General features: G+C 66.8%; 23 protein-coding genes. 16 read left to right on the plus strand and 7 right to left on the minus strand.

All coding sequences use genetic code 11. From position 1 onward, the window contains the following. The first annotated feature begins 1 nt into the window (after position 1). Both ACH6CV_RS07145 and ACH6CV_RS07150 read left to right on the plus strand, forming a co-directional pair. A complete protein-coding gene (locus ACH6CV_RS07145; RefSeq protein WP_456357493.1) occupies positions 2–628 on the plus strand; it encodes a redox-sensing transcriptional repressor Rex in 627 nt (208 codons plus the stop codon). Positions 629–641: 13 nt separating this feature from the next. Next, positions 642–2,111, plus strand: a complete 1,470-nt coding sequence (locus ACH6CV_RS07150; RefSeq protein WP_456357494.1) for a VanW family protein — start codon at positions 642–644, stop codon at positions 2,109–2,111. Positions 2,112–2,141: 30 nt separating this feature from the next. Here the strand turns inward: ACH6CV_RS07150 and ACH6CV_RS07155 are convergent, their stop codons facing one another. Genes ACH6CV_RS07155 through ACH6CV_RS07185 form a run of 7 tightly spaced genes read right to left on the minus strand, consistent with a single transcriptional unit; the run spans position 2,142 to position 7,576 of the window. Beyond that, positions 2,142–3,077: an XdhC family protein gene (locus tag ACH6CV_RS07155; RefSeq protein WP_456357495.1), complete on the minus strand. Its 936-nt coding sequence runs from the start codon at positions 3,075–3,077 to the stop codon at positions 2,142–2,144. Continuing rightward, on the minus strand, positions 3,074–3,871 hold the full coding sequence (gene yqeB, locus ACH6CV_RS07160; protein ID WP_456357496.1) for a selenium-dependent molybdenum cofactor biosynthesis protein YqeB: 798 nt from the start codon (positions 3,869–3,871) through the stop codon (positions 3,074–3,076). The genes ACH6CV_RS07155 and yqeB overlap by 4 nt, the downstream gene beginning before the upstream one ends. Then, positions 3,868–4,497: a selenium cofactor biosynthesis protein YqeC gene (gene yqeC, locus ACH6CV_RS07165; protein ID WP_456357497.1), complete on the minus strand. Its 630-nt coding sequence runs from the start codon at positions 4,495–4,497 to the stop codon at positions 3,868–3,870. The genes yqeB and yqeC overlap by 4 nt, the downstream gene beginning before the upstream one ends. Before the next feature lie 11 nt (positions 4,498–4,508). Then, complete coding sequence (gene yedF, locus ACH6CV_RS07170) at positions 4,509–5,102, minus strand: sulfurtransferase-like selenium metabolism protein YedF (RefSeq protein WP_456357498.1); 594 nt, start codon at positions 5,100–5,102, stop codon at positions 4,509–4,511. Positions 5,103–5,145: 43 nt separating this feature from the next. Then, complete coding sequence (gene selD / locus ACH6CV_RS07175) at positions 5,146–6,150, minus strand: selenide, water dikinase SelD (RefSeq protein WP_456357536.1); 1,005 nt, start codon at positions 6,148–6,150, stop codon at positions 5,146–5,148. 20 nt (positions 6,151–6,170) lie between these two features. Further along, a complete protein-coding gene (locus ACH6CV_RS07180; RefSeq protein WP_456357499.1) occupies positions 6,171–6,440 on the minus strand; it encodes a DUF3343 domain-containing protein in 270 nt (89 codons plus the stop codon). An 8-nt stretch (positions 6,441–6,448) separates the two neighbouring features. Next, positions 6,449–7,576, minus strand: coding sequence for an aminotransferase class V-fold PLP-dependent enzyme (locus ACH6CV_RS07185; RefSeq protein WP_456357500.1), 1,128 nt, complete (start codon positions 7,574–7,576; stop codon positions 6,449–6,451). Positions 7,577–7,742: 166 nt separating this feature from the next. Between ACH6CV_RS07185 and modA the strand changes: the two genes are divergently transcribed. The 14 genes from modA (at position 7,743) to ACH6CV_RS07255 (ending at position 21,581) form a co-directional block, all read left to right on the plus strand. Next, the gene (gene modA, locus ACH6CV_RS07190) at positions 7,743–8,516 is read left to right on the plus strand and encodes a molybdate ABC transporter substrate-binding protein (protein WP_456357501.1); all 774 of its coding nucleotides are present in this window, start codon (positions 7,743–7,745) and stop codon (positions 8,514–8,516) included. Next, positions 8,513–9,178 (plus strand): molybdate ABC transporter permease subunit, encoded by a 666-nt coding sequence (gene modB / locus ACH6CV_RS07195; RefSeq protein WP_456357502.1) that lies wholly within the window; start codon positions 8,513–8,515, stop codon positions 9,176–9,178. Before modA ends, modB begins: the two co-directional genes overlap by 4 nt. Next, positions 9,175–10,230: a sulfate/molybdate ABC transporter ATP-binding protein gene (locus ACH6CV_RS07200; protein ID WP_456357503.1), complete on the plus strand. Its 1,056-nt coding sequence runs from the start codon at positions 9,175–9,177 to the stop codon at positions 10,228–10,230. The genes modB and ACH6CV_RS07200 overlap by 4 nt, the downstream gene beginning before the upstream one ends. Beyond that, positions 10,212–10,559: a winged helix-turn-helix domain-containing protein gene (locus ACH6CV_RS07205; protein ID WP_456357504.1), complete on the plus strand. Its 348-nt coding sequence runs from the start codon at positions 10,212–10,214 to the stop codon at positions 10,557–10,559. Before ACH6CV_RS07200 ends, ACH6CV_RS07205 begins: the two co-directional genes overlap by 19 nt. Beyond that, the gene (locus ACH6CV_RS07210; protein WP_456357505.1) at positions 10,556–11,578 is read left to right on the plus strand and encodes a molybdopterin-binding protein; all 1,023 of its coding nucleotides are present in this window, start codon (positions 10,556–10,558) and stop codon (positions 11,576–11,578) included. The genes ACH6CV_RS07205 and ACH6CV_RS07210 overlap by 4 nt, the downstream gene beginning before the upstream one ends. 2 nt (positions 11,579–11,580) lie before the next feature. Then, entirely contained in the window at positions 11,581–12,057 is a 477-nt protein-coding gene (gene moaC / locus ACH6CV_RS07215) for a cyclic pyranopterin monophosphate synthase MoaC (RefSeq protein WP_456357537.1), read from the plus strand. Positions 12,058–12,060: 3 nt separating this feature from the next. Then, complete coding sequence (gene moaA / locus ACH6CV_RS07220) at positions 12,061–13,020, plus strand: GTP 3',8-cyclase MoaA (protein WP_456357506.1); 960 nt, start codon at positions 12,061–12,063, stop codon at positions 13,018–13,020. Positions 13,021–13,023: 3 nt separating this feature from the next. Beyond that, positions 13,024–13,962, plus strand: a complete 939-nt coding sequence (locus tag ACH6CV_RS07225) for a molybdenum cofactor synthesis domain-containing protein (RefSeq protein ID WP_456357507.1) — start codon at positions 13,024–13,026, stop codon at positions 13,960–13,962. A 52-nt stretch (positions 13,963–14,014) separates the two neighbouring features. Further along, entirely contained in the window at positions 14,015–14,236 is a 222-nt protein-coding gene (locus tag ACH6CV_RS07230; protein ID WP_456357508.1) for a hypothetical protein, read from the plus strand. Next, entirely contained in the window at positions 14,224–14,784 is a 561-nt protein-coding gene (locus ACH6CV_RS07235) for an RNA polymerase sigma factor (RefSeq protein WP_456357509.1), read from the plus strand. The genes ACH6CV_RS07230 and ACH6CV_RS07235 overlap by 13 nt, the downstream gene beginning before the upstream one ends. Before the next feature lie 2 nt (positions 14,785–14,786). After that, the gene (locus tag ACH6CV_RS07240) at positions 14,787–15,566 is read left to right on the plus strand and encodes a DUF4367 domain-containing protein (RefSeq protein ID WP_456357510.1); all 780 of its coding nucleotides are present in this window, start codon (positions 14,787–14,789) and stop codon (positions 15,564–15,566) included. An 11-nt stretch (positions 15,567–15,577) separates the two neighbouring features. Then, entirely contained in the window at positions 15,578–16,945 is a 1,368-nt protein-coding gene (locus ACH6CV_RS07245; protein WP_456357511.1) for a hypothetical protein, read from the plus strand. 14 nt (positions 16,946–16,959) lie between these two features. Further along, positions 16,960–19,200 (plus strand): extracellular solute-binding protein, encoded by a 2,241-nt coding sequence (locus tag ACH6CV_RS07250; RefSeq protein ID WP_456357512.1) that lies wholly within the window; start codon positions 16,960–16,962, stop codon positions 19,198–19,200. Positions 19,201–19,358: 158 nt separating this feature from the next. Next, positions 19,359–21,581 carry a hypothetical protein gene (locus ACH6CV_RS07255; RefSeq protein WP_456357513.1) on the plus strand — a complete coding sequence of 741 codons (2,223 nt, stop codon included), beginning with the start codon at positions 19,359–19,361 and terminating at the stop codon, positions 21,579–21,581. The last annotated feature ends 3 nt before the right edge of the window (positions 21,582–21,584 follow it).

Consider the following 21,584-nt stretch of genomic DNA (forward strand, 5'->3'; position numbering starts at 1 on the left):
CATGGTGCGAGAACGCGTACCGCGCGCCGTCGTTGGGCGGCTGCCGGGGTATTACCGATATCTGTGCAACCTGGAAAAGATGGGGCTGATCCGCATTTCCTCCCAGCAACTGGGCGAGCGCATGGGCCTGACCGCGTCGCAAATCCGGCAGGACATCAATTGCTTCGGCGGGTTTGGGCAGCAGGGCTACGGCTACAACGTGGCCGAGCTCAGGCGGCGCATCGGCGAGATCCTGGGCCTCGGGCCCAGCTATCACTGCGTCGTGGTGGGCGCGGGCAACATCGGCCAGGCCGTAGCCAACTACAGCGCGTTCCGCTCCATGGGCTTTGAGGTCAAGGCGCTGTTTGACATGCGCGCGAGCGCGCATGAGGAGACGCGAGGCGGGCTGCCCGTGCTGCCAATCGAGCAGCTCGACGGCTACCTGGACGAGCATCCGGTGGACATCGGTGTGATCGCGGTGCCCGAGCAGGCGGCGCAGGCCATCTGCGACCGGCTGGTCAAGGGCGGGGTCAACGCGATCTGGAATTTTGCGCCGATAGACCTCGATGTGCCCGACCGCGTGACGCTCAAGAGCGTGCACCTGGCCGACGCGCTGCTCGAGCTGTCGTATTACATGGCCAATCCGTAGGAGTTTTATTTAAGTGGGCAAGCATTCCAAGATAGAAACGCAGACCCAAGTCGAGACGAGGCAGACAAGGCGCGAGTTGAGGAAGATCAGGCGCGCGCGCAGGCGGATCTGGTGGTCGGGGCCGGTGACGGCGGTGATGGGCGGCATCCTGTTTGTGCTGGTCGCGGCCCTTGTCATGTCGATCGCGCAGTACCGCGCCTTTCGGGCGATGCGCGCGGCGGTTGAAACCGACCGGTTCTATCCGGGCATCACGGTGGACGGGCAGGAGCTATCGGGCAAGACGCTGCCGGAGGCGCTCGGCGAGTGGGCGGCGCGCGACGAGCTCAAAAGGCGCGCCTATCAGATCGAGCTCAACATCGGGCAGAACCATTGGCTGCTGACGAGCGCGGACGCGTTCTACCAGAGCGACTATGCGGACGTGCTCAAGAGCGCCTGGTCGGTCGGGCGCTACGGTACGCTCGCAGCGCGCTACGACGCGATCAGCAAGGCCGCGGGCGCGTGGGCGCGCGCCTACGAGGTACACGGCGGCCCCGACCGGGACGCGTGGGCGCAGCGGCTGGACGCGATCGCGCAGGCGGCGTCGGAGCCGGGCACCTCGGCGAAGATCACCGGGTTCGACGTTGCGAGCAAGGGCTTTTCCTTTGAAGAGGGCGTCGAGGGGCTGGCGGTGGACGCCAAGGAACTGCGCGACGCGGTCGCTGAGAAGGTGAAAGCCGGCGGCGGCGCGCTGACGCTCGAACGGCGCGTGGTAAGACCCGCGCAGACGGTCGAGGAGCTTAAGCGCAGCTTTGGCATGGTGGCCTCGACCAAGACCAGCGCCAAGAGTTCCTCGGGCAACCGGATAACCAATTTGCGGCTGGCGTGCGAGGCGCTGAACGGGTTGCGCATCGAGCCGGGCGCGGTGTTTTCGTTCAACGAGACGCTGGGCAAGCGCACGACGGAGAAGGGCTACAAGCGCGCCCCGGCGGTCTCGGGCGGTGCGCATACGCTCGAGGTCGGCGGGGGCATCTGCCAGGTGGCGACCACGCTGTTCAACACGGTCGCCAAGGCGGGGCATCAGATCATCAAGCGCTACCCCCACACGATTCCATCGACCTACGTCCCCCGGGGACTGGACGCCACGATCGACTGGCCCAACCAGGACTTCCGGTTCCGGAACACGTCGGACTACCCGATCTACCTGTCGGCGGGGGTAACCCGTGACAAGCAGGTGATCGTGGAGTTGCACGGCAAGAAACTGGACGAGGGCGTGTCGTTCAAGCTCAAGGGCGAGACCAACGCTACCCGCAGCGCGGGCGAACCGAGGTACGTGCCGGTTGGGGATCTGCCCACCGGCATGACGCGGGTGAAGGAAGCCAGGCGCAACGGCTATCAGGTGACCACGTACCGGATCTTGATGAAGGACGGCAAAGAGGTCGAGCGCGAGCGGCTGTTCAAGAGCAACTATCCCTCATTTGGCGGGATCGTCGAGGTGGGGCGATAGGGAAGTCCCCGCGCGAGTGATGATGGGCGCTCACGCGCGAGTACGCGCCTGAATCATCTCGGCCGCTATGCTGATGGCAATCTCATAGGGCGTCTGCGCGCCGATCGGCAGGCCGATCGGGCAGCGCACCCGCTTTAGGTCCTCCTCGGTAAAACCCTCGGCCCGCGCGCGCTCGTACACCGAGGCGCGCTTTGCCTTGCTGCCCATCATGCCGATGTAGCGCGCCGGCGTGCGCAGCGCCGCCTTAAGCGCCGCAAAATCGTGCTGGTGCCCGCGCGTCATGATCGCCACGTAGTCCGCCCCGGTTACCCCGTCCATGAACGCCAGATCACCGAAATCAACCAGCCGCACCTCCGCGGCGTCCGGGAACAGCCGCCGATCGGCAAAATCCGCCCGGTCGTCGAGCGCGCACACCCGGAAAAGCGCGCGCGCAAGCACCGGTACCAGCGCCTGCGCCACGTGCCCGCAGCCGAACAGGTAGCAGGTCGCGCCGCTCGCGATCTGCTGCGCGTATTGCCCGTCCTCAGGCGCGACCGCTTCAAACGACAGCGTCATGCCGCCATCCTCGAGATCCGTAATCAGCCAGGCGTCCCGCGCGCCGTCCGCCGCCGCGCGCGCCCGCTCCAGCAAGTCGATCAGCGCCCCGTCCCCGGCGGGCAGCGTTTGAAAGTACAGCCGCATGCCGCCGCCGCACACGCCCAGGTCGGCGGCCCGGTCGCCCGCCAGGCGGTAGTCTTTCAGCGCTCCGGCCGACACGCTTCTCTCGAGCCGCTCGGTTGCGCGCCGCACCGCGTCGTGCTCCACCGGCCCGCCGCCCACCGTGCCGCACACCAGCCCCCGCGCATCCGCCAGCATGCGCGCGCCCGGGCCGCGCGGGGTGGAGCCCGATGTCGCCACCACGCTCACCAGCACGCAGTCACGCCCGCCCCGGATGCGCTCCAGCGCCGCTTCGATCCACTCGTTCATACGCTTCTCCTCAAATATAGATACGCCTCCAGCGCGCCGCCGCCGATGGCGCGCGCCTTATCGGAAATGGTGTGCCAGTCGACGTCCGTGCGCGGGTCGACGTCGGCCATCTTCATCCCCCTGGGGACTGATAGGCCCTCGGCGATCAGGCCGCGCAGCAGCCCGGCGATCGGAGCGGCGACCGGCTGATCGCCCACAAAGCACAGCGTTTCGCCCGCGGCCACCACATCGCCGATCGCGCGCACCGGTCGTACGACGCCCGTACAGGGCGCGTGGACCACCCGTTCCGACGACTTGCCGCCGATTTCGCCGGGAGTGCCGGTATTCGGCAGCGCCGCGCCCTCGAAGATCAGCCGCCCCAGGTCGTGCCCGCGCATGCTCTCGATCACGCAATCGACGTCCACACCCGCGACGAAGCCGGGGCCCACGGCGATCGTGGCCGGGGCCATGCCCCGAAATGTACCCAGATTGCGCTTGGCGAGGATGGCATCGACCACGCAGCGGGGCTTGAACCGTTCGATCCAGCGCCCTTCGGGATCGACCGCGAGCGGGATCTCGCCCGCGTCGAGCGCGGCGGCGATTGCGCGCTCGTCCCCGGCCAGCCGCGCCGTCATGTCCTCCACGGCGGCGACGCCCCGATACACCGCCTCGCTCAGCGAGACGGTGCGCCGGATCGCGGTGGGCCGCGCCGCCTCGAGCACCAGCACATGGAAGCCCGCGCGATGAAACTTCTGAATCACACCGGTGGCCAGGTCGCCGCCGCCGCGGACGACGATCCGTTCGCGCTCTGTCATCGATAGACCTCCCATTTTTTCTGCCAAACCGAGCCGACGAAGATCGGCAGATTCGATTGCGCACGCACCGCGCGCGCAATCGGCAGCGCGTCTTGGGCGTCGGCCTGGTTGATTAGCAGCGCCGTCCGGCCGACGGCCTTGGCCAGCATGCCTCCCGGGGCGAGGATCATGCGCGCGATCGCGCGCGCGTCCACGACATCGCCCTCGTCAAGGTCGGTCAGCGCAAGGAACCGGTCCAGCCGGTGCACGTGCTCGCCTGTCGCGGACAGCCCCAGCGCGCGCGCGCCGACGACGCCCAGCGTCAGCGTGGTAAACGCGGGCACCACCGGCTCCCAGTCGGCCCAGCCCTTGAGCGGCAGAGCGCGCGAGCCATCGGCTTCCATCAGCGTTATGTCGCAGTCGGCGGACGCGCGCTTGATCTCCTCGAGCGGCGCGGCCAGCAGTTTGCCGGTCGGCGGGTCGGGCACGCCCAGGCAAAAAACGCCCGGCGGGGGCGGCAGGATGCGGGTGGTGGGCGCGATCAGCGCCCTGAGCGGAGCGGCTTCGCCGAACAGCAACTCCACCACGCCGGTCTTGCCGCCGCAGCCGACCACCGCCACCCGCTCGCCCGGCGCGAGCTCGAGCAAATCAAATAACTTCACAGCGAGATCAGACGCGCGGCCCCGTTCAGCATGCCGGCGATCCGCATCATATCGGCCACTTCGCCGACCGCCAGATGATCCATCAGGCCGTAATAGTTGAGGCAGGTGCCGCAGGTGTAGATGCGCGCGCCCTTTTCCACAAGCGTCATCAGGTCCGGCAGGGTGTTCGCGCCCTCGCTCGTCAGGTGCGCGCCGCCGTTGATGAAGATCACCTCGCGCGGCGGCGGGTCGAGCTCGGTCAGCGAGAAGATAAAGCCCTTCATGAGCAGCCTGCCCAGTTCTTCTGAACCGCCGCCCAGCGCATCGCGCGCGATCAGCACCGTGGCCCCGGCGGACGCGCGAGCAGGCTTGGGTTGGTTTAAGGTTTCGGCGATCGGCGCGAACGCGGCGTCCCGGTCGCGTGCGACGATCACCCGGTAGTGTCCGTCCCGGCGTTCGAACGAACAGGCATAGCCCAGCTGCGACGCCATCTTCTCGAGGTTTTGCCCTGCGATCTTGTTGTCGACCAGCACGCACACCGCGTCCACATCGGGGTCGGCCAGCGCGCGCCGCGCGTTCACCACAGGCATCGGGCAGGGTTGGCCCAGCATATCAATGATCTTTATGGGAAATCCTCCTTCCGTCGTTGAGCGGTCAGTCAAATCGGATGGCCTGCGCGCGGCGCGCATCGACCGAGCCGATCAACCGGGCGGCGGGGTCGGTTTGCTGAATTTGCGCAAGCAGTTGCGGCGCGTCCTCCGGGTGTACGGCGATGAGCAATCCGCCCGAGGTCTGCGGGTCGAACATCAATTCTTGCAGCGCGAACGGCACCGCGTCCAGGGTACATCGGCCCGACAGGTGGTTGCGGTTGCGCTGACCGGCCGCGGTCAGCAGGAATTCGTCGGCGTAGCCGCGCGCGCCGGGCAGCAGCGGCAGCGCCTCGGGCGTCAGCGTCAGCGTGGCATGCCGTCCCGCCATTTCGAGCGCGTGCGCAAGCAGGCCGAATCCGGTGATGTCGGTCGCGGCGCTCACGCGGTATTTGCGCATCGCGCGCGCGGCGTCGCGGTTCAGGCGGGTCATCGAGGCGACCGCGGCGCCATAGGCCTCTGTCGAGCAAAGCCCCGCGCGGTGGGCGGCCAGCACCACCCCGACGCCCAGTGCCTTGGTCAGGATGATCCGGTCGCCGACGCGCGGCGTGTCGTTGCGGGTGAGCGCGCCGCGATCCGCCATGCCGGTGACCGACAGCCCGTACTTGAGCTCGCGGTCGTAGATCGAGTGCCCGCCCGCGATCACCGCCCCCGCCTCGCGCACCTTTTCAGCCCCGCCGCGCAGCACTTCGGCCAGCAGCGCCGCATCGCCATCCTCGGGGAAGCAGATCAGGTTGAGCGCCAGTAGCGGCTCGCCGCCCATGGCGTACACGTCGCTGAGCGCGTTGGCGGCGGCAATCTGCCCGAACAGGTATGGATCGTCCACCATCGGCGGAAAGAAGTCGAGCGTGGACACCAGCGCACGCTCGTCATCGAGCGCCCAGACCGCGGCGTCGTCGTTCGCGTCCAGCCCGACCAGCAGGCGCGGGTCGGCCGCCCCCTTGAGCGGGGCCAGCAGGTCGCTAAGCTCACCCGGCCCGATCTTCGCGCCGCAGCCGCCGCTCGTACACATCGAAAGCGGGATCTTGTGGGTCAATGCGCATCCTCCTCGATCGGTTTATAGCAGCTGTGCCCATTTTCGACCAGCCGCCGATAAAGCGCGCCGCGCGCGGCACGCGCGCGCTCGAGCGCGGCAAGCGCCGCCGGCAGTTCCGCGGGCGACAGCCTGAGCGCGATGCCGCAGCCGGCGCGTATGGCGCCGGGCAGCGGCATGACGGTCGCGCGCAGCCCCGCCGCCAGCAGCAGTTGCTCGGCGCGCACCGCGTGCGACGTGCCGTCGAAGGTAATCAGCGCTTCTTCCATACGCCCGCTTAACCCGCGCCGCGCGCGACGGCTTCGACCGCCGCGATGCAGGCGTCCACTTCGTCCGCCGTGTTCATGAACGACAGCGACAGCCGCGTGAGCCCGGTCTCGACGGTGCCCAGCCGCCGATGCAAGAGCGGCGCGCAGTGCCCGCCGGGGCGGCTGGCGATGTCGAATTCCGACCAAAGTCTAAACGACATCTCGGCGCTGTCCAGGCCGTCTACGGCAAACGACAGGATCGGCAGCCGCTCGTCCGGCGCGAAGTCGCCCGCCAGCCGCACATTGGGCAATGCAGCGATGCCCGAATGCAGTCGGTTCAGCAGCGCGCGCTCGCGCCGCGCCAGCTCGGGCAGGCCGATCCCAGCGACGCAGCCGATTCCCGCCGCCAGCGCGTGCAGGCCGTGCGCGCCCGGCGTGCCGGCCTCGAAGGCGTCGGGCATCCGCGCCGCCTGCAGCGGCTCGAACGTATGCGAACCGGTGCCGCCGGTCTTGGAGACCTGCGTGGGGATGCCCTCGCGCACGATCAGCCCGCCGGTGCCCTGCGGCCCGAGGAGCGCCTTGTGGCCGGTGAAGCACAGGATGTCGGCCATGTCCATCGAGACCGGCAGCGCGCCCAGCGTCTGCGCGGCGTCGAGCACCATGAGCGCGCCCACGCCCTGAGCGCGCCGATAAACCGCGCGCGCGTCCGCGATGTTGCCGGTCACGTTCGAGCCGTGGCACAGGAACACCGCGCGGGTTCCGGGCCGGATCAGGTCGAGCAGCCCGTCGAGCCGTACCCGCCCGAGCGCGTCGCAGGGCGCGATCTCAAGCTCGGCGCCGGCGCGGTAGAGCGGCCGGAGCACCGAGTTGTGCGCCGCCTCGTCGACCGCCACCCGGTCGCCGGGGCGTATGTAGGCCGCGATCACCAGCGACATCGCCTCGGTGAACGAGCCCGTGAACGCCACGCGCATCGGATCATCCAAGCCAACCAAGGCGGCGACCGCCGTTCGCGCCGCCAGCACCGCGCGCGCGGCCCGCATCGCGGGTTCGTGAAACGAGCGGCCCGGATTGCCGAAGCCGGCAAGCGCCTCGTCCATCGCCCGGCGCACGGCCGGGGGCTTGGGCAGCGTGCCCGCCGCGTTGTCGAAATAGATCACTCTGCGTCCCCTTTACGCGATGTTGGTGATATTGTAGCGGCTCGGATGGGCGATGTCAACGGTTCGGGGATTTTCCGCTTGACAGACATTCGTCGGATGTTTTACAATACGCACACAATCGAGTTGTATTCGAAAACAATTCGGGTTTGGGAAGGGGGCGGTCTTTGTGCGGTTCAGGCGGTGGGGGATCTTGTTCGTGGCGGCGGTGGGGCTGATGGCTTCCTTGGGCGCGGCGGCCGAGACCAATTTGACGGTGGCGGCGGCGGCCAGTCTGGAAAAGGTGTTCGTGAACGAGCTGATCCCGCGATTTGAGGCGGCCCATCCCGGCGTCAAAATCGAGGGCGTTTATGACGCTTCGGGCAAGCTGCAGACGCAGATCGAGCAGGGACTGGCGGCCGACGTGTTCGTGTCGGCGGCGACCAAGCAGATGGACGCGCTGTCCGGGCAGGGCCTGATCGACGCGCAGTCGGTGGTGGAGCTGCTCGAGAACAAGCTGGTGGCGATCGCGCCCGCGAATTCGGATATCGACATTACGCGCTTTGAGGACATCGCAAACGCCGCCACGATTGCGATCGGCGATCCGGAGAGCGTGCCGGTCGGCCAGTACAGCCGCGAGGCGCTGACGAATCTCGGCGTGTACGACGCGGTACTTGCGAAGGCGAGCCTCGGCACCAATGTGACCGAGGTGCTGGGCTGGGTGGGCGAGGGCAGCGCCGACGTGGGCCTCGTCTACATGACCGACGCGCAAAATGACGCGCGCGTCGTGGTTCTGTGCGAAGCGCCCGAGGGGAGCCTCGCCAAGAAGGTCGTCTACCCGGCGGGCGTGGTCGCGGCGACCGCCAATCCCGACGCGGCCCGCGCGCTGATGGCGTTCCTGACGAGCGACGAGGCCGGCGAGGTCTTCGCCGGCTACGGCTTCACGCCGATAAAGGCCCCGTGAATCCCCTCTTCGTTTCTCTTCGCACGGCGCTGACCTCGGGCGCGATCACCTTCGCGCTCGGGCTGATCGCCGCGAAGGCGGTGCACGGCATTCGCAGCGCGCGCGTCAAGCGCGCGCTCGACGTGTTCGCCACGCTGCCGATGGTGCTGCCGCCCACGGTGGCGGGATTTCTGCTGCTGATGGTGTTCGGCGTCAACCGGCCGGTGGGGCGTTTTTTTCAGGAGGCGTTCGGCGTCAAGGTGGCGTTTTCGTGGGGGGCCACGGTGATCTCGGCCGTGTTTATCTCGTTTCCGCTGATGTACCGGGCGGCGCGCGGCGCGCTTGAGCAGTTGGACCCGGCGCTTTCGCAGGCGGCGCGCACGATCGGGATGAGCGAGCTCAAACTGTTTTTGCGGGTGGAGCTCAAGCTCGCGCTGCCGGGCGTGTTGGCCGGCGGCGCGCTCTCGTTCGCGCGCGGGCTCGGCGAGTTCGGCGCGACCGCGATGCTGGCGGGCAACATCTTGGGGCGCACGCGCACACTGCCGCTGGCGGTCTACTCGGCGGTGGCGGCGGGCGACATGGCCGAGGCGGCGCGCTACGTCTGGGTGCTGCTCGGCATTTCCGTCGTCTGCGCGTTCGCGGTGGAGATGATCGGGGCCAAGGGCGGGAGGACAAACGCATGAGCCTGTCGGTCGAGGCGCGCCGCCGCTTCAAGGGGTTCTCGCTGGATGTGCGCCTCAAAGCGCAGGGCGGCGAGATGCTCGGCATTCTGGGCGCGTCGGGCGCGGGCAAGAGCATGACGCTCAAGGCGGTGGCCGGGCTGTTGACGCCCGACGAGGGACGGATTATACTGAATGGGCGCGCGCTGTACGACGGCGAGGCGCGCGTCGACCTGCGCCCACAGGCGCGCGGCGTCGGGTATCTGTTCCAGAATTACGCGCTGTTCCCGCATATGACGGTCATGCAAAACGCGCTCAGCGCGCGGGGCTCGACGCGGGAATTCGTGCGCGAGCTGCTCGAGCGTCTGGAGATCGCGCAGCTTTCCGGGCGCTATCCCGCGCAGCTGTCGGGCGGGCAGCAGCAGCGCGCGGCGTTGGCGCGATGTCTCGCCGCGCGGCCCGAGGCCCTGCTCCTGGACGAGCCGTTCGCGGCGCTTGACGAGCACCTGCGCGAGAAGATGCAGCTCGAGCTGGCGGAAATCCTGAAGGACTTTCCGGGCCCGACGGTCATGGTCACCCACAGCCGCGACGAAGCGTTCAAGCTGTGCAGACGGCTGGTGGTGATCGAGCGGGGCCGGGTGGCGGCCGAGGGCGAGACCCGCGCGCTGTTTGGCGATCCGGGCAAGGTGTCGGTGGCGCGGCTGACCGGCTGCAAGAACATTTCGCGCGCGCGGGCGGCATCGCGCGGCCGGGTGTTCTGCGAGGATTGGGGCGTGGAGCTTCTGATCGAGCGCCCGTTTACGGCCGGGCATACCCACGTGGGCGTGCGCGCGCGCGATTTCGTACCCGCGCCGACCGGCTGCGTTAACCCGCTGCCGGCGCGCGTGATCCGGCGGGTCGAGGGGCAATTTACCTGGGATGTGATGGTCGACGCGGGCGGGCCGGAGCCCATCTGGTGGAAGATCGATAAGTCCTCGGGCATGGCCGCGGCCGAGCATCTGTGGGTCGCGCCCGACCGGGTGATGCCGCTTAAGGGCGGCGAAGGCGAGGGATCATCATGGGATGGAGGCCGGTGACCAAGCTGCGCATTGCAAACGAGAGCCCATTCTACGGCCCCGGCTGTCAGCAGCTGCTTTCGCTGATCCGGGACACCGGCAGCGTACGCCACGCGTCCGAGCAGATGGGCCTTTCTTACTCGAAGGCCTGGCGGATGATCCGTGACATCGAGGCGCAGGCGGGCTTCCCGGTGATCGTGCGCCGCCAGGGCGGGCGCGCGGGCGGCGCGGCGCGGCTGACCGAGGCGGGCGAGCGGCTGCTTCGCCGCTACGGCGCGTACGCCGAGGCCTGCGCTCGCGCGATCGAGGCGATTTTTCTCGAACACTTTCCCGAGGAGGCGAGTCGATGAAGCTGATCCCAACCCGCGAGGCCGTGGGGCATGTGCTGTGCCACGACATCACGCGCATCGTGCCGGGCGAATTCAAGGGCGTGGCGTTTACGAAGGGGCATGTGGTGCGGCCCGAAGACGTCGAGGCGCTTTTGGATCTTGGCAAGGCCAACCTGTACGTGTGGTCGCTTACGCCGGGCATGGTCCACGAGGACGACGCGGCCTGGCGGCTCTACCGGCTGTGCGCCGGGGAGCACATGCGTCCGCAAGGGCCGAGCGAGGGCAAGATCGACGTGATCGCCGAGGCGGACGGCCTGCTGACGGTGGACGTTCCGCGGCTGCGCGCGGTCAACGCGCTGGGCGAGCTGATGGTCGCCACCCGGCCCACCAACACGCCCGTGAAGGCGGGCGACAAACTGGCGGGCACGCGCGTGATCCCGCTGGTCGTCGCCGAGGATAAACTGAAAAAGGCGCAAGCCGCCGCGGGCGCCGCGCCGCTGCTTACATTGACGCCGTTCCAAGCCTTGCGCGCGGGCGTGATTACCACCGGCAGCGAGGTGTTCACCGGGCGCATCGAGGACAAGTTCACGCCGGTGCTCGAGCGCAAGATGGCCGAGTATGGCTCCGAAGTCGTGGAAAAGCGCAAGCTGTCCGACGAGCCCGAGCCGATCGCGCGCGCGATCCGGGAGCTTGCGGGCTTCGGCTGTCAAATCGTGCTGGTGACCGGCGGCATGAGCGTCGATCCCGACGACAGGACGCCGCTGGCGATCAAACTGAGCGGCGCCGAGATCATAAGCTACGGCGCGCCGGTGCTGCCGGGCGCGATGTTCATGCTGGCGTACCTGGATGCCGTACCGGTCGTGGGGCTGCCCGGCTGCGTGATGTACGCCAGGCGCACGATCTTCGACCTGGTGCTGCCGAGGCTCGCGGCCGGTCGGCGCGTGGATGCCGCGGAATTGGCCGCGCTGGGACACGGCGGGCTGTGCCTGTCGTGCGAAATGTGTACGTTTCCCAATTGCGGGTTCGGAAGGGGCGTGTGACGGTGGAGGGCCTGACCCATCTGAACGAGCGCGGCGAGGCCTTTATGGTGGACGTGGCGGGCAAGGCGATAACCGCCCGGCGCGCGCTGGCGCGCGGGCGCATCCACATGAGCAAGGCGACCTATGAGGCGCTCTCGCAGGGCGGCGCGCCCAAGGGCGACGTGCTGGGCGCGGCGCGCGTGGCCGGCATCATGGCGGTCAAGCGCACGAGCGAGCTGATCCCGCTGTGCCACGCGCTGCCGATCTCGAAGGCGTCGATCGAGTTTGAATTCCTGAAAGGTGCGCTCGAGGCGCGCTGCGAGGTCAGCTGTCAGGGGCCGACCGGCGTGGAGATGGAGGCGCTGACCGGCGTGTCGGTCGCGCTGCTGACCGTGTACGACATGCTCAAGGCGCTTGAAAAGGACATGGTGATCGGCGAAATCTGCCTGCTCGAAAAGACGGGCGGCAAGAGCGGCCCGTTTCGGCGGACGGAGGCGTAATCGATGAAGGACGCGCTGGGACGCGAGATTGATTACCTGCGCGTGTCGATCACCGACCGCTGCAATCTGCGCTGCCGGTACTGCCAGCCGGACGGCGTAGAGCCGGTCGGGCATGGGGACATCCTGACATATGAGGAGATCGGGCGGCTGGTGGGCGTATTCGCGTCGCTCGGGGTGAAAAAGGTGCGCGTCACCGGCGGCGAGCCGCTGGCGCGGCGGGGCTGGTTTGGCTTGCTCGAGCGGCTGAGGCGCGTGCCGGGGATCGAGCGATTGACGATGACCACCAACGCGGTGGCGTTGCCGCCATGGGTCGATCATCTGGCCGCGCTTAAGCTCGACGGGCTCAATGTCAGCCTCGACAGTGTAGACCGCGCGGTGTACGCGCGCATGACCGGGCGCGACGCGCTGAGCGAGGTGCTGGCCGCGCTGGATGCCGCGCTCGATGAGGGCATACCGGTCAAGCTCAACTGCGTGCCGGTTCGCGGCGTCAACGAGCATGGACTCGCGGATGTCGCCGCGCTGGCCGAGGCGCGGCCGGTGGACGTGCGCTTCATCGAGCTGATGCCGATGGGCGCGGGCGCGGCACTCACGGGCATGCCGGGGGACGAGCTGCTTAAACTGATGGCCGCGCGCTATCCGGGCCTTGCGCCCGACCCGGCCCGGCGCGGCTCCGGCCCGGCGCGGTATTATGAAGCGCCGGATTTAACCGGGCGGATCGGGTTCATCGACGCGCTCAGTCACCGGTTTTGCGCTGATTGCAGCCGGGTGCGGCTGACCAGCCAGGGGTATTTGAAGCTGTGCCTGGGCTGTGACGACGGGCTCGACCTGCGCGCCCTGCTGCGCGGCGGGGCGGACGACGGCGAACTGCGCGCGGGGATCGAGCGGGCGGTGTGGGCCAAACCCGCATGCCACGCGTTTGAAAGGGCGGCCTGCCCCGAGGGCATGTCGCGCATAGGGGGATAGCGTATGGAGACGGGCAGGATATATGCGCTGTGCGTGAGCGAGGCGCGCGGCACGCCCAAGCACAGCGTGCCGCGCGTGCGGCTGACGCGCGCGTGGGGCGTGGAGGGCGACGCGCACGGCGGCAACTGGCACCGGCAGGTGAGCCTGTTGTCGCAGCGCTCGGTGGACGCTTTCAACGCGCTGGGCGCGGGCGCGGAACCGGGCGCGTTCGGCGAAAACATCCTGATCGAGGGGATCGACGTGCAGGCGCTGCCGGTGGGCGCGCGGCTGCAATTGGGCGGGGCGCGGATCAAAATCACGCAAATCGGCAAGGCCTGCCACGCCCATTGCGCGATCTACCATCGGATGGGCGACTGCATCATGCCGCGCGATGGGGTGTTCGCGCGGGTGATCGAGGATGGGGACGCGGCGGTGGGCGACGAGGCGCGCGTGCTGCCGGACGAGCCTCGCTTGCCGCGCGCGGCCGTCGTGACGCTCAGCGATAAGGCGGCGCGCGGGGAGCGCGCCGACGAGAGCGGACCGCTGCTCGTGCATATGCTTGAAGAGGCCGGTTGGGCGGTCGAGGCCGCGCTGCTGCTGAGCGATGAGCGGGACGGGATCGAACAGGCGCTGATCGACCTCAGCGACCGGCGGCGGGTGGACGCGGTGTTCACCACCGGCGGCACCGGCTTCGCGCCGCGCGACGTGACGCCCGAGGCCACGCTGAAGGTGGCCGACCGGCCCGCGCCCGGCATCGCCGAGGCGCTGCGCGCGCACTCGATGGCGATCACCCCGCGCGCCATGTTCAGCCGCGCCGCCGCGGCGATCAGGGGGAAGACGCTCATCGTCAACCTGCCCGGCAGTCCCAGGGCGGTGGGCGAGCAGATGGCGTACCTGCTGCCCCTGTTGCCCCACGCGATCGAGACGCTGCGCGGCGATACGAGCGAATGCGCGCGAAAATGAACCGAACGGAGCGTTTGCGCGTCTATATGGAAATAGATGGGAGGTGCGGCCGATGAAGCCATTCGTGCCTTACGAAAAGCTGTCGAAGAAACAGCGGCGTGTGCTGGACGCGTCGCGTCGGGGGGACTGGGGCGCGATCAAGCCCATCACCCGCAGGCCCGAGAACCCCAAGGCCTACAATCGCAAAAACCAGCGCCGACCCGATGACGGCGCTGGTTTTTTATGCGACGCCCACCGAAGCCATGAAAGCGAGGCCACGCGATGCTACCCATAATTCTGCTGGCGCTCGAAAGCGACGACGACCGCGCGTTCGTGACCGAGCTTTATGAACGGCACAAGTCGATCATGTACAAGCAGGCGCTGAATATTCTGCGCAGCCGCGACCATGTGGAGGACGTGGTCGGCGACGCCTGTCTGGCAATTATTGATAACATTTTGTTAATTCGTACCTTGGACGGATACATTTTGCGCGCCTACATTGTCTCTATAGTTAGGAACACCGCGATCAACTTCATCGCGCGCCGCGACCGGCAGCGCAAGCGCGCCTACCTGGCGGGCGACGAGCACCTCTCCGAGGTGCCGTCTGACGAGCCCGATCCGCTGAGCGAGCTGATGTGGCGCGAGCAGGTCGAGCGCCTGATGCGCGCGATCGACACCTTGCCCGAGCATGAGCAAGAGGCGCTGCGGATGAAGTACCTGGACGATCTGGGCGACGCCGAGATCGCGGCGGAACTTGGCATCAAGGTCAACAGCGTGCGCCCCTGCCTGATGCGGGCGCGCCGGCACGCGCTCAGCGCGTATAACCATATGAAGGAGCGATGAGCATGGCGTCTGAGAGCAGAACCCGCGACAAGGCGGCCTTGTTTGAACAGTACGAGGACGCTTTGTTTCGCGCCGCGCTGCTGGAGCTTGAGCACAGGCGGCTGCGCGCGCTCGAGGAGCAGAGCGACGACTACCGGCCCGACGAAGCGGCCCGCGCGCGCGCGTTGCGGCTGATCGACCGCGGGGTGCGAAAAGCGCGTTGGCGGCGTGCCGGGCGGTCGCTGCGCCAGATGCTGCCGCGCGCCGCGGTGGTCGCCGCGTGCGTGGTGCTCGTGGGCTTTGCGGGGCTGACCGGCGTACTGGCGACCAGCGCCCAGGCGCGCCTTACGGTGATGAACCTGCTGGTCAAATTTGGGGACGGATATGCCGAATTGAGCCTCGCGCCATCCGACGGGTCCGGACGCCCGCAAGCGGCCGATCGCCCGCAGCCGCCCGAGGGCTGGCGGGGCCGGTACTACCCCGGCTACATGCCGCGCAACTATCAGCTGGACGAGGTCTGCTTTGACGGGCTCGAGGCGCGCTACCGGCACCGGCGCGGCGAGGAGGAGGGGCTGATCTCCTTTTCCGAGTTCAATGAGGATACCGGCGTCAGCGTTTCTTCCGAGGACGCGAAGGTGCGCTACATCCCGCTGCACGGGCAAATGGCGCTGCTGTCGGTCGAGCCGGGGAACAGCTTCGTCACCTGGGCCGAGGGCGACCGGTTCTTTCTGGTGCAGGCTACGCACGACGACGAGCAGCTGCTGCTGCGCATTGCCGAAAGTGTGCGCGCGGTTGACCGATAAGGGAGGTACTCATGCGCAAAAAACTCACCTCGTTGGCGGCGCTGCTCGCGCTGCTATGGGCGGCGGGAGCGGGGGCCGGGGCCGCGCCGGTCGTCACCCGCGAGACCTATCAAAACATACCGACCGAGGTCGCCGGGCAGCGGCTGTTCCTGCTGCCGGGCTGCGAGCTCGACGTGTACGCCGCGCGGTTCGGTAAAGAAGCGGGCGCGCTGTGCTTCGACGTGTACCCCGACGACTCTTGGGATGAGGCGGCGCGGTTCTCGCTAAAGATCGACGGCCGGGCGGCCGAGGGCTGGACGCAGGCGGTCGAAAAGCTGGAAGGCGGCGGGTACGCGTATCGCCTGACCGGGCCGGGCATGCCCGAACCGCCCGCGTCGGTCGAACTGACGCTGAACGGCGACGCGGCGCGGGCGCTGACGATCTCTGTGCGCACGCGCCCGTTCGGGCGCTGCGAGCCGGCCTTTTTTCTGGAGCACGAGGTCATGCAGCAGGGGGTCTTCGAGGCGCTGCGCGCGGCCGACGATCCGATGCAGGCGGCGCGCGCGTTCCTGCCCGAGGGGGCGCAATTACTCGATTGCTCGGTGGGCGAGCGCTACGCTTCGATCGACTACCGGCTGCACGGCACGCGCGCGGTCGTCGACTACTACGGCGACGGCCACGTGGAGAAGATGCAGCGGGACGACGACGATTCGCGCATTTTCTTCGCCAGCACGCTGGACGAATACGCCCGCGTGGTATCGATGAACGACCGGATCGAACTTGCCGGGCGGGAGGAACTGCGGCCTCCGCGCAAGGATGCGCGCGCGTTTATCCGCACCGGCGGCCTGGCGTTTCGGATCGAGGGCTATCGGCTGGACGGCGACCGGCTGTCGATCGACTGGACGGCGTCCTCGAAGGTCGACGGTCTGCTGGCGATGATGGGCCATGCGCAGGTGCCGCCGGGCGCGTCGATCGACGAATGGCTCGACAATACCGGCAGCCTCGATCCGATGTCCAACCTCAAGCGGCTGGGCGGGGCGCGCGGCTCGCTCAAGGGCACGCGCTCGATCGATTTTGAAAACGGCATGCCCGCGCGCCCCTTCGACGTCACGCTCACGCTGTACGCGGTGAAGCCGCTCGTGCCCGTCGAGCTGTCGGAGGAGGTAACAAGCCCTCGCAGCGGCGTGCCCGGCCTGTTCGACCAGGGCGACGGCGATATCTTCTACGCGTCGGTGTTTGAGCGCGGCGAGGACGGCTCCACCGGCTTCCACGACGAGCTGATGGACGAGCGCAATTTGGGCGCGGGGCTGACCGAAGACGAGATCATGCGCTCATTCGAACAGGCGGGCTACTTCAAGCTCATGCGCAAATTGCAGCTCACGGTGACGATTGAAGGATAGGGGAGGGTGTTTTCATGAAAAAAATGCTTGCGCTGTTGCTGGTGGCATCGATGCTCTTGGCCGCGACCGGTGCGCTGGCCGCGCCCGGCGACGCCGTGCTGTTTCGCAGCGACGGCGGCTATTCGCAGATTCAGACCGCTGCGGCGGTGGGCGATGTGATCTACGCAGCAAACTGGGACGAGATGCGGCGCATCCGCCTGGGCGACGCCGAGCCTACCCAGCTCAGCTTCGAGCGCCCCGAAAACGGCGACATCAACAAGCTGTTCGAGGCGGACGGCAAGTTGTACGCCTTGATTACCACCTGGAAAGCCGAGGGCGAGCAGGCCGGCTGCCAGTTGGCCGAGGTCGCGGTGGACGACGGGGCGAAGGTGAGCCTCGTATCCCCGCTTACGCTCGACTGGAGGCTGATGGCGAACAATCAACAGGGCATGATGACGGAGTTCGACTGCCCGGTGATCGACGGCGGCAAGCTGTATCTGCTGACGATGGGCGACGACTATCTGAAGACCCAGCTGATGGCGTTCGACCTCAAGGACGGCAGCTGCGAGCAGGTTGCGGGCGCGCAGGAGAAGGACTACGCCGTGGTCGGCATTGCTTCCTACAAGCCCGGGCAGCTGCTCGCGGTGGCGCGCCACACGAGCAGCTACGACGCGCCGATGAAGCTGGGCACGATCGACCTTAAGGCCGGCGCGTTCACCCCGGCGTTCGAGGTCGACACCAAGGCGACGCGCGAGCTGTACGGCCTGGCCTACGACCGGGCGAGCGATGGCGTGTTCTACGTGCAGAACGGCCAGATCCAGCGGCTCCAGGGGCTTAATCCGGCGACCGCGGAGGCGGTCAACGACATGCCGATGCCCAATAATGGTTTGTTGGTGCGAGCGGGGCAGGCGCTGCCGGGCAACCTCTACATGTTCTACAGCTACGACGCGCTGATGATCCGGAGCGTCGATCCCGCGCAAAAGCCGACGCGCACGCTGACCATCCGCAGCTGGGGCGACATGAACGACGCCTACTACGCGTTCACCGCCGCCCACCCGGAAACGTCGGTCGTGTTTGACAACAGTTGGAGCCCGGATACCGACATCACCCAGGCCATGATGAACCGAGAGGACAAGATTGACATCTACCAGCTGAGCGCCGATAGTTCGGCCTTCAAGGCGCTGACCGGGCGCGGCTACGTGGCCGAAGTGACCGACGAGGCCGCGCGCGCCGGCGTCGCGCGCATGTACCCCGCGATCCAGCAGGCGCTGAGCGTGGGCGGCAAGCTGATCGCCGTGCCCCAGCGCGCCAACGGCGTGGGCGAGTTCTGCTACAATAAGGATGTGCTCAAGAAGCTCAAACTGACCGTGGACGATCTGCCCAAGACCTGGAGCCAGGTGATCGACTTTATCGCCGACTGGGGCGGGCGGTATTCCGCCGACTACCCGGAGCTCATGCCGCTCGATCCCAGCCAGATGCCCAACATCCGCCAGGCGCTTTTGCAATCGATCATCGCCGACTACATGCGCTACATGCAGTTCAACAACTTGCAGAAGTTCGACAGCCCCGTACTGCGTAAGACGCTTCAAAAGCTCGACGCGGCCGACTTCTCCGACATCCAGACCAAGGAATCGGAGGACGGCGGCTACTCCTGGGACGGCGATACCGTGCTGTTCAGCAACTATGCGCCGGTCGGCTTCAACGATTACGGCGGCTCGAACGAGATCTACCTGCCGATCTCGTTCGTGGAAGGCGAAGGCGTGCCGGTGGCCATCCAGATGGAGATGTTCGTTATCAATCCGTTCTCGAAGAACCAGGACATCGCGCAGCAGTACCTGGGCGCATGCGTCGCAAACATGAGCGAAGCCATGCGCATGACGCTGAGCCCCGAAGACAATAAACCCATCCGGCCGTTGCACTATGAGCCGATGATGCGCGAAGGGCAGAAGCAGCTGGCCGAGGCCGAGAAGCAGCTCGCCGACGCCAAGCCCGAGGACAAGCCGCAGTACCAGGAGATGATCGACAACTATAAGCGCAACATCGAGGAGAACGAGAAGAACGAGTGGGCGGCCAGCCCCGAGGACATCGAGCGCTACCACAAGCTGGTCGATTGCCTGATCGTGCCCATGTTCAGCCTGTACAGCGGCGGCCGGGACGGCAGCGAGTCCGAGATCATGAGCCTGATTAGCCGCTACAATGGCAAGCAGATACCGCTCGACCAGTTCCTATCCGGGGTGGATCAAAAGCTGCGCATGGCGATGATGGAGGGGTATTAGAAAATTCAGTCAAAATTCAGACTGCATCCAACCCAAATCCCACCGGGGTTGCTATAATGGGCGCGACGGGGGTCACCACCCCCATTCCCCTCCGGTGGAGGGGAATGGGGGTGGTCGGTCCGCGAGATTTTGATCGATGGTGTTGGAGGTGCTGCGATATGAAACGAATGCTGGCCGCTGCGCTTGCGGTGATGCTGTGCCTGTTTTCGCTGACCGCGCTGGCCGCGCCCGGTGATGCTGTGCCGTTTCGCCAAGGCGGGAGCGGGATCAGCGTGCAGGCGGCGGAGGTTAAGGATGGCGCGGTTTACGCGACCGACGGCTCCAGGATCTACCGCTGGAGACCGGGAGAGAAGCAGCCGGCCGAGCTGGCCTTTGACGGCCCTGCGCAGGGGCAGAACATCAATGGATTGGTTGAAAGCGGCGGACAGCTGTATGCGCTGGCATATATCTGGGGTGCGCAAGAGCTGACAGCCCAGCTGTCGCCCCTGACCGTGGACGGCGACCAGGTGACGCCGGGCGAGCCATTGACGCTGGACTGGTCGCGCATGATGATCGGAAGCGGCGGCCAGAGCTTTCCGCGCAGCTTCGGGGATATGATCGTTTTAAGCGGGCGTTTGTACCTGCTGGCGATGAGCGAGAATTGGCAGGACACGGAGCTTATGTCCTTTTCGCTGGAAGACGGCAGCTGCCAGAGCGTCAATGTAGGAGACGAGCTATGGAGCATCGCGCCCTACAGGGACGGAAAATTTCTGGCGCAACTCAAAAAGGGCAGTCCCTGGTCGTCGCCCGTGCGCGTGGGCGTGCTCGATCCCGCGACCGGTAAGGTCGATCAGATCATCGACGTCAAGGACGCCACGATCGAGCAATTCTCAGGGCTTGCTTGGGACGCGCAAACGGATACGATCTATTACGCGAGCGGCGGGCAAGTCCACGCCATGAAGGGGCTTGACCTTGCGACCGCCCGGCCGGTGAACGACATGCCGCTGGGCATGAACGTCAATCTGGCGCGCCGGGGGCTGCTGCTGGGCGGAAAGCTGTACGCCTGTTATAACTATAATGCGATGGCCGTGCGCAACATCGATCCCCTGGCCGCGGCATCCCGCACCTTGACGCTCAAGGGCTACGTCCAGCCGGACGACGCCTATTACGCGTTTACCGCCGCCCATCCCGACGTGTCGGTCGTATTGGGCAGCAATTTCGAGTCCACGCAGGACCTTGTCCAGGCCATCATGAGCCAGGACGAGTCCGCCGATATCTACCTGCTCCAGGTGATGGACGCGGGTTACAGCGCGTTGACCGGCAAGGGTTACGCGGTCGAGTTGACCGATCCCGCCCTGCTGGCGGCGGCGGGCCGCATGTATCCGGCGATTAAGGATGCGTTATCGGCTAACGGCAAGCTGGTCGGCGTGCCTTCGGGCAATGGGTACGGCGGCAATGCCCTTCGGTACAACAGCGAGGTATTGAAAAAGCTCAAGCTGACCGAGGATGATCTGCCCGGAACCTGGGCGGGGCTGATCGAGTTTGTCAGCCGATGGGAGGAACGCTTTGGGACCGATTTCCCCGAGCTTACGCCCTTCGACGAGTGGTCGATGCCGAACCTGCGCGAGATGCTGCTGAACATGCTGTTCTTCGATTATCTCATCCACATGCAGGCAAGCGGCAGCGAGCGCTTTGATTCCGAGGCGCTTCGCAATACGCTCAAGGCGCTGGACGCAGCGGGCTTTGAAGGCGTCGAGGGCGATGCCCCCGCAGTCGCTACGATGATCTTCGGCGGGGAGAGCAAGGCCCTGTTCTCCACGGGGCAGAACGGCATTTCCAATTGGGGTTCGCAGGCGGATGTCGCGTGGCCGCTGTCGTTCGCCGAGGGCGAGCCGCCGGTCGTCGGGCTAAGCCTTGCGGCCTACGTAATCAATCCGTATTCGAAGAATAAAGACATCGCCGAAGCCTACCTGCGTGCCTGTGCCGAAAACCTGCCCGCGCCCGCGCGCGTGACCTTCTGCCCGGACGAAAACGAGCCGGTGCGTCCTGAATACTATCCGATGTACAAGCGGGACATGCAGCGGGAGATCGAAAAGCTGCAAAAGGAAATCGATGCGGCCGCGCCCGCGGACAAGCAGGTCTACGAGGAGCAGCTCGCCGCGCAAAAGAAGCGGTTCGAGGAATTCGAAGCGAACACCTGGGCCGCGACGCCCACGCAGATCGCACGCTACCGCAAGCTGGCCGAGCACCTGGTCGTGCCTAAGTTCTTCGGTGTCAGCGAGCAGAACGTGGATGAGGTGAAAAGCCTGTTCGACCGCTACCTGGGCCGGCAGCTGCCGATGGACCAATTCATATCGGCGATGGAACAGAAGCTTAGGATGATGAAGATGGAAGGGTATTAGGCG

Origin of the sequence: Anaerozeibacter quisquiliarum (assembly GCF_051162045.1) — a bacterium.
In the GTDB taxonomy this organism is placed as follows: domain Bacteria; phylum Bacillota; class Clostridia; order Christensenellales; family Aristaeellaceae; genus Anaerozeibacter; species Anaerozeibacter quisquiliarum.

Excerpts from the sequence above, each read along its gene's own strand:
- ACH6CV_RS07210 (WP_456357505.1), top strand. The coding sequence starts at position 10,556 with ATGAAGCTGATCCCAACCCGCGAGGCCGTGGGGCATGTGCTGTGCCAC.
- selD (WP_456357536.1), bottom strand. The coding sequence starts at position 6,150 with ATGTGTACGAGCGGCGGCTGCGGCGCGAAGATCGGGCCGGGTGAGCTT.
- ACH6CV_RS07245 (WP_456357511.1), top strand. The coding sequence starts at position 15,578 with ATGCGCAAAAAACTCACCTCGTTGGCGGCGCTGCTCGCGCTGCTATGG.
- ACH6CV_RS07230 (WP_456357508.1), top strand. The coding sequence starts at position 14,015 with ATGAAGCCATTCGTGCCTTACGAAAAGCTGTCGAAGAAACAGCGGCGT.
- ACH6CV_RS07200 (WP_456357503.1), top strand. The coding sequence starts at position 9,175 with ATGAGCCTGTCGGTCGAGGCGCGCCGCCGCTTCAAGGGGTTCTCGCTG.
- ACH6CV_RS07155 (WP_456357495.1), bottom strand. The coding sequence starts at position 3,077 with ATGAACGAGTGGATCGAAGCGGCGCTGGAGCGCATCCGGGGCGGGCGT.
- ACH6CV_RS07205 (WP_456357504.1), top strand. The coding sequence starts at position 10,212 with ATGGGATGGAGGCCGGTGACCAAGCTGCGCATTGCAAACGAGAGCCCA.
- ACH6CV_RS07240 (WP_456357510.1), top strand. The coding sequence starts at position 14,787 with ATGGCGTCTGAGAGCAGAACCCGCGACAAGGCGGCCTTGTTTGAACAG.
- ACH6CV_RS07255 (WP_456357513.1), top strand. The coding sequence starts at position 19,359 with ATGAAACGAATGCTGGCCGCTGCGCTTGCGGTGATGCTGTGCCTGTTT.
- yedF (WP_456357498.1), bottom strand. The coding sequence starts at position 5,102 with ATGCTGGGCCAACCCTGCCCGATGCCTGTGGTGAACGCGCGGCGCGCG.
- ACH6CV_RS07225 (WP_456357507.1), top strand. The coding sequence starts at position 13,024 with ATGGAGACGGGCAGGATATATGCGCTGTGCGTGAGCGAGGCGCGCGGC.
- ACH6CV_RS07235 (WP_456357509.1), top strand. The coding sequence starts at position 14,224 with ATGCTACCCATAATTCTGCTGGCGCTCGAAAGCGACGACGACCGCGCG.
- yqeB (WP_456357496.1), bottom strand. The coding sequence starts at position 3,871 with ATGACAGAGCGCGAACGGATCGTCGTCCGCGGCGGCGGCGACCTGGCC.
- ACH6CV_RS07145 (WP_456357493.1), top strand. The coding sequence starts at position 2 with ATGGTGCGAGAACGCGTACCGCGCGCCGTCGTTGGGCGGCTGCCGGGG.
- ACH6CV_RS07180 (WP_456357499.1), bottom strand. The coding sequence starts at position 6,440 with ATGGAAGAAGCGCTGATTACCTTCGACGGCACGTCGCACGCGGTGCGC.
- moaA (WP_456357506.1), top strand. The coding sequence starts at position 12,061 with ATGAAGGACGCGCTGGGACGCGAGATTGATTACCTGCGCGTGTCGATC.
- ACH6CV_RS07250 (WP_456357512.1), top strand. The coding sequence starts at position 16,960 with ATGAAAAAAATGCTTGCGCTGTTGCTGGTGGCATCGATGCTCTTGGCC.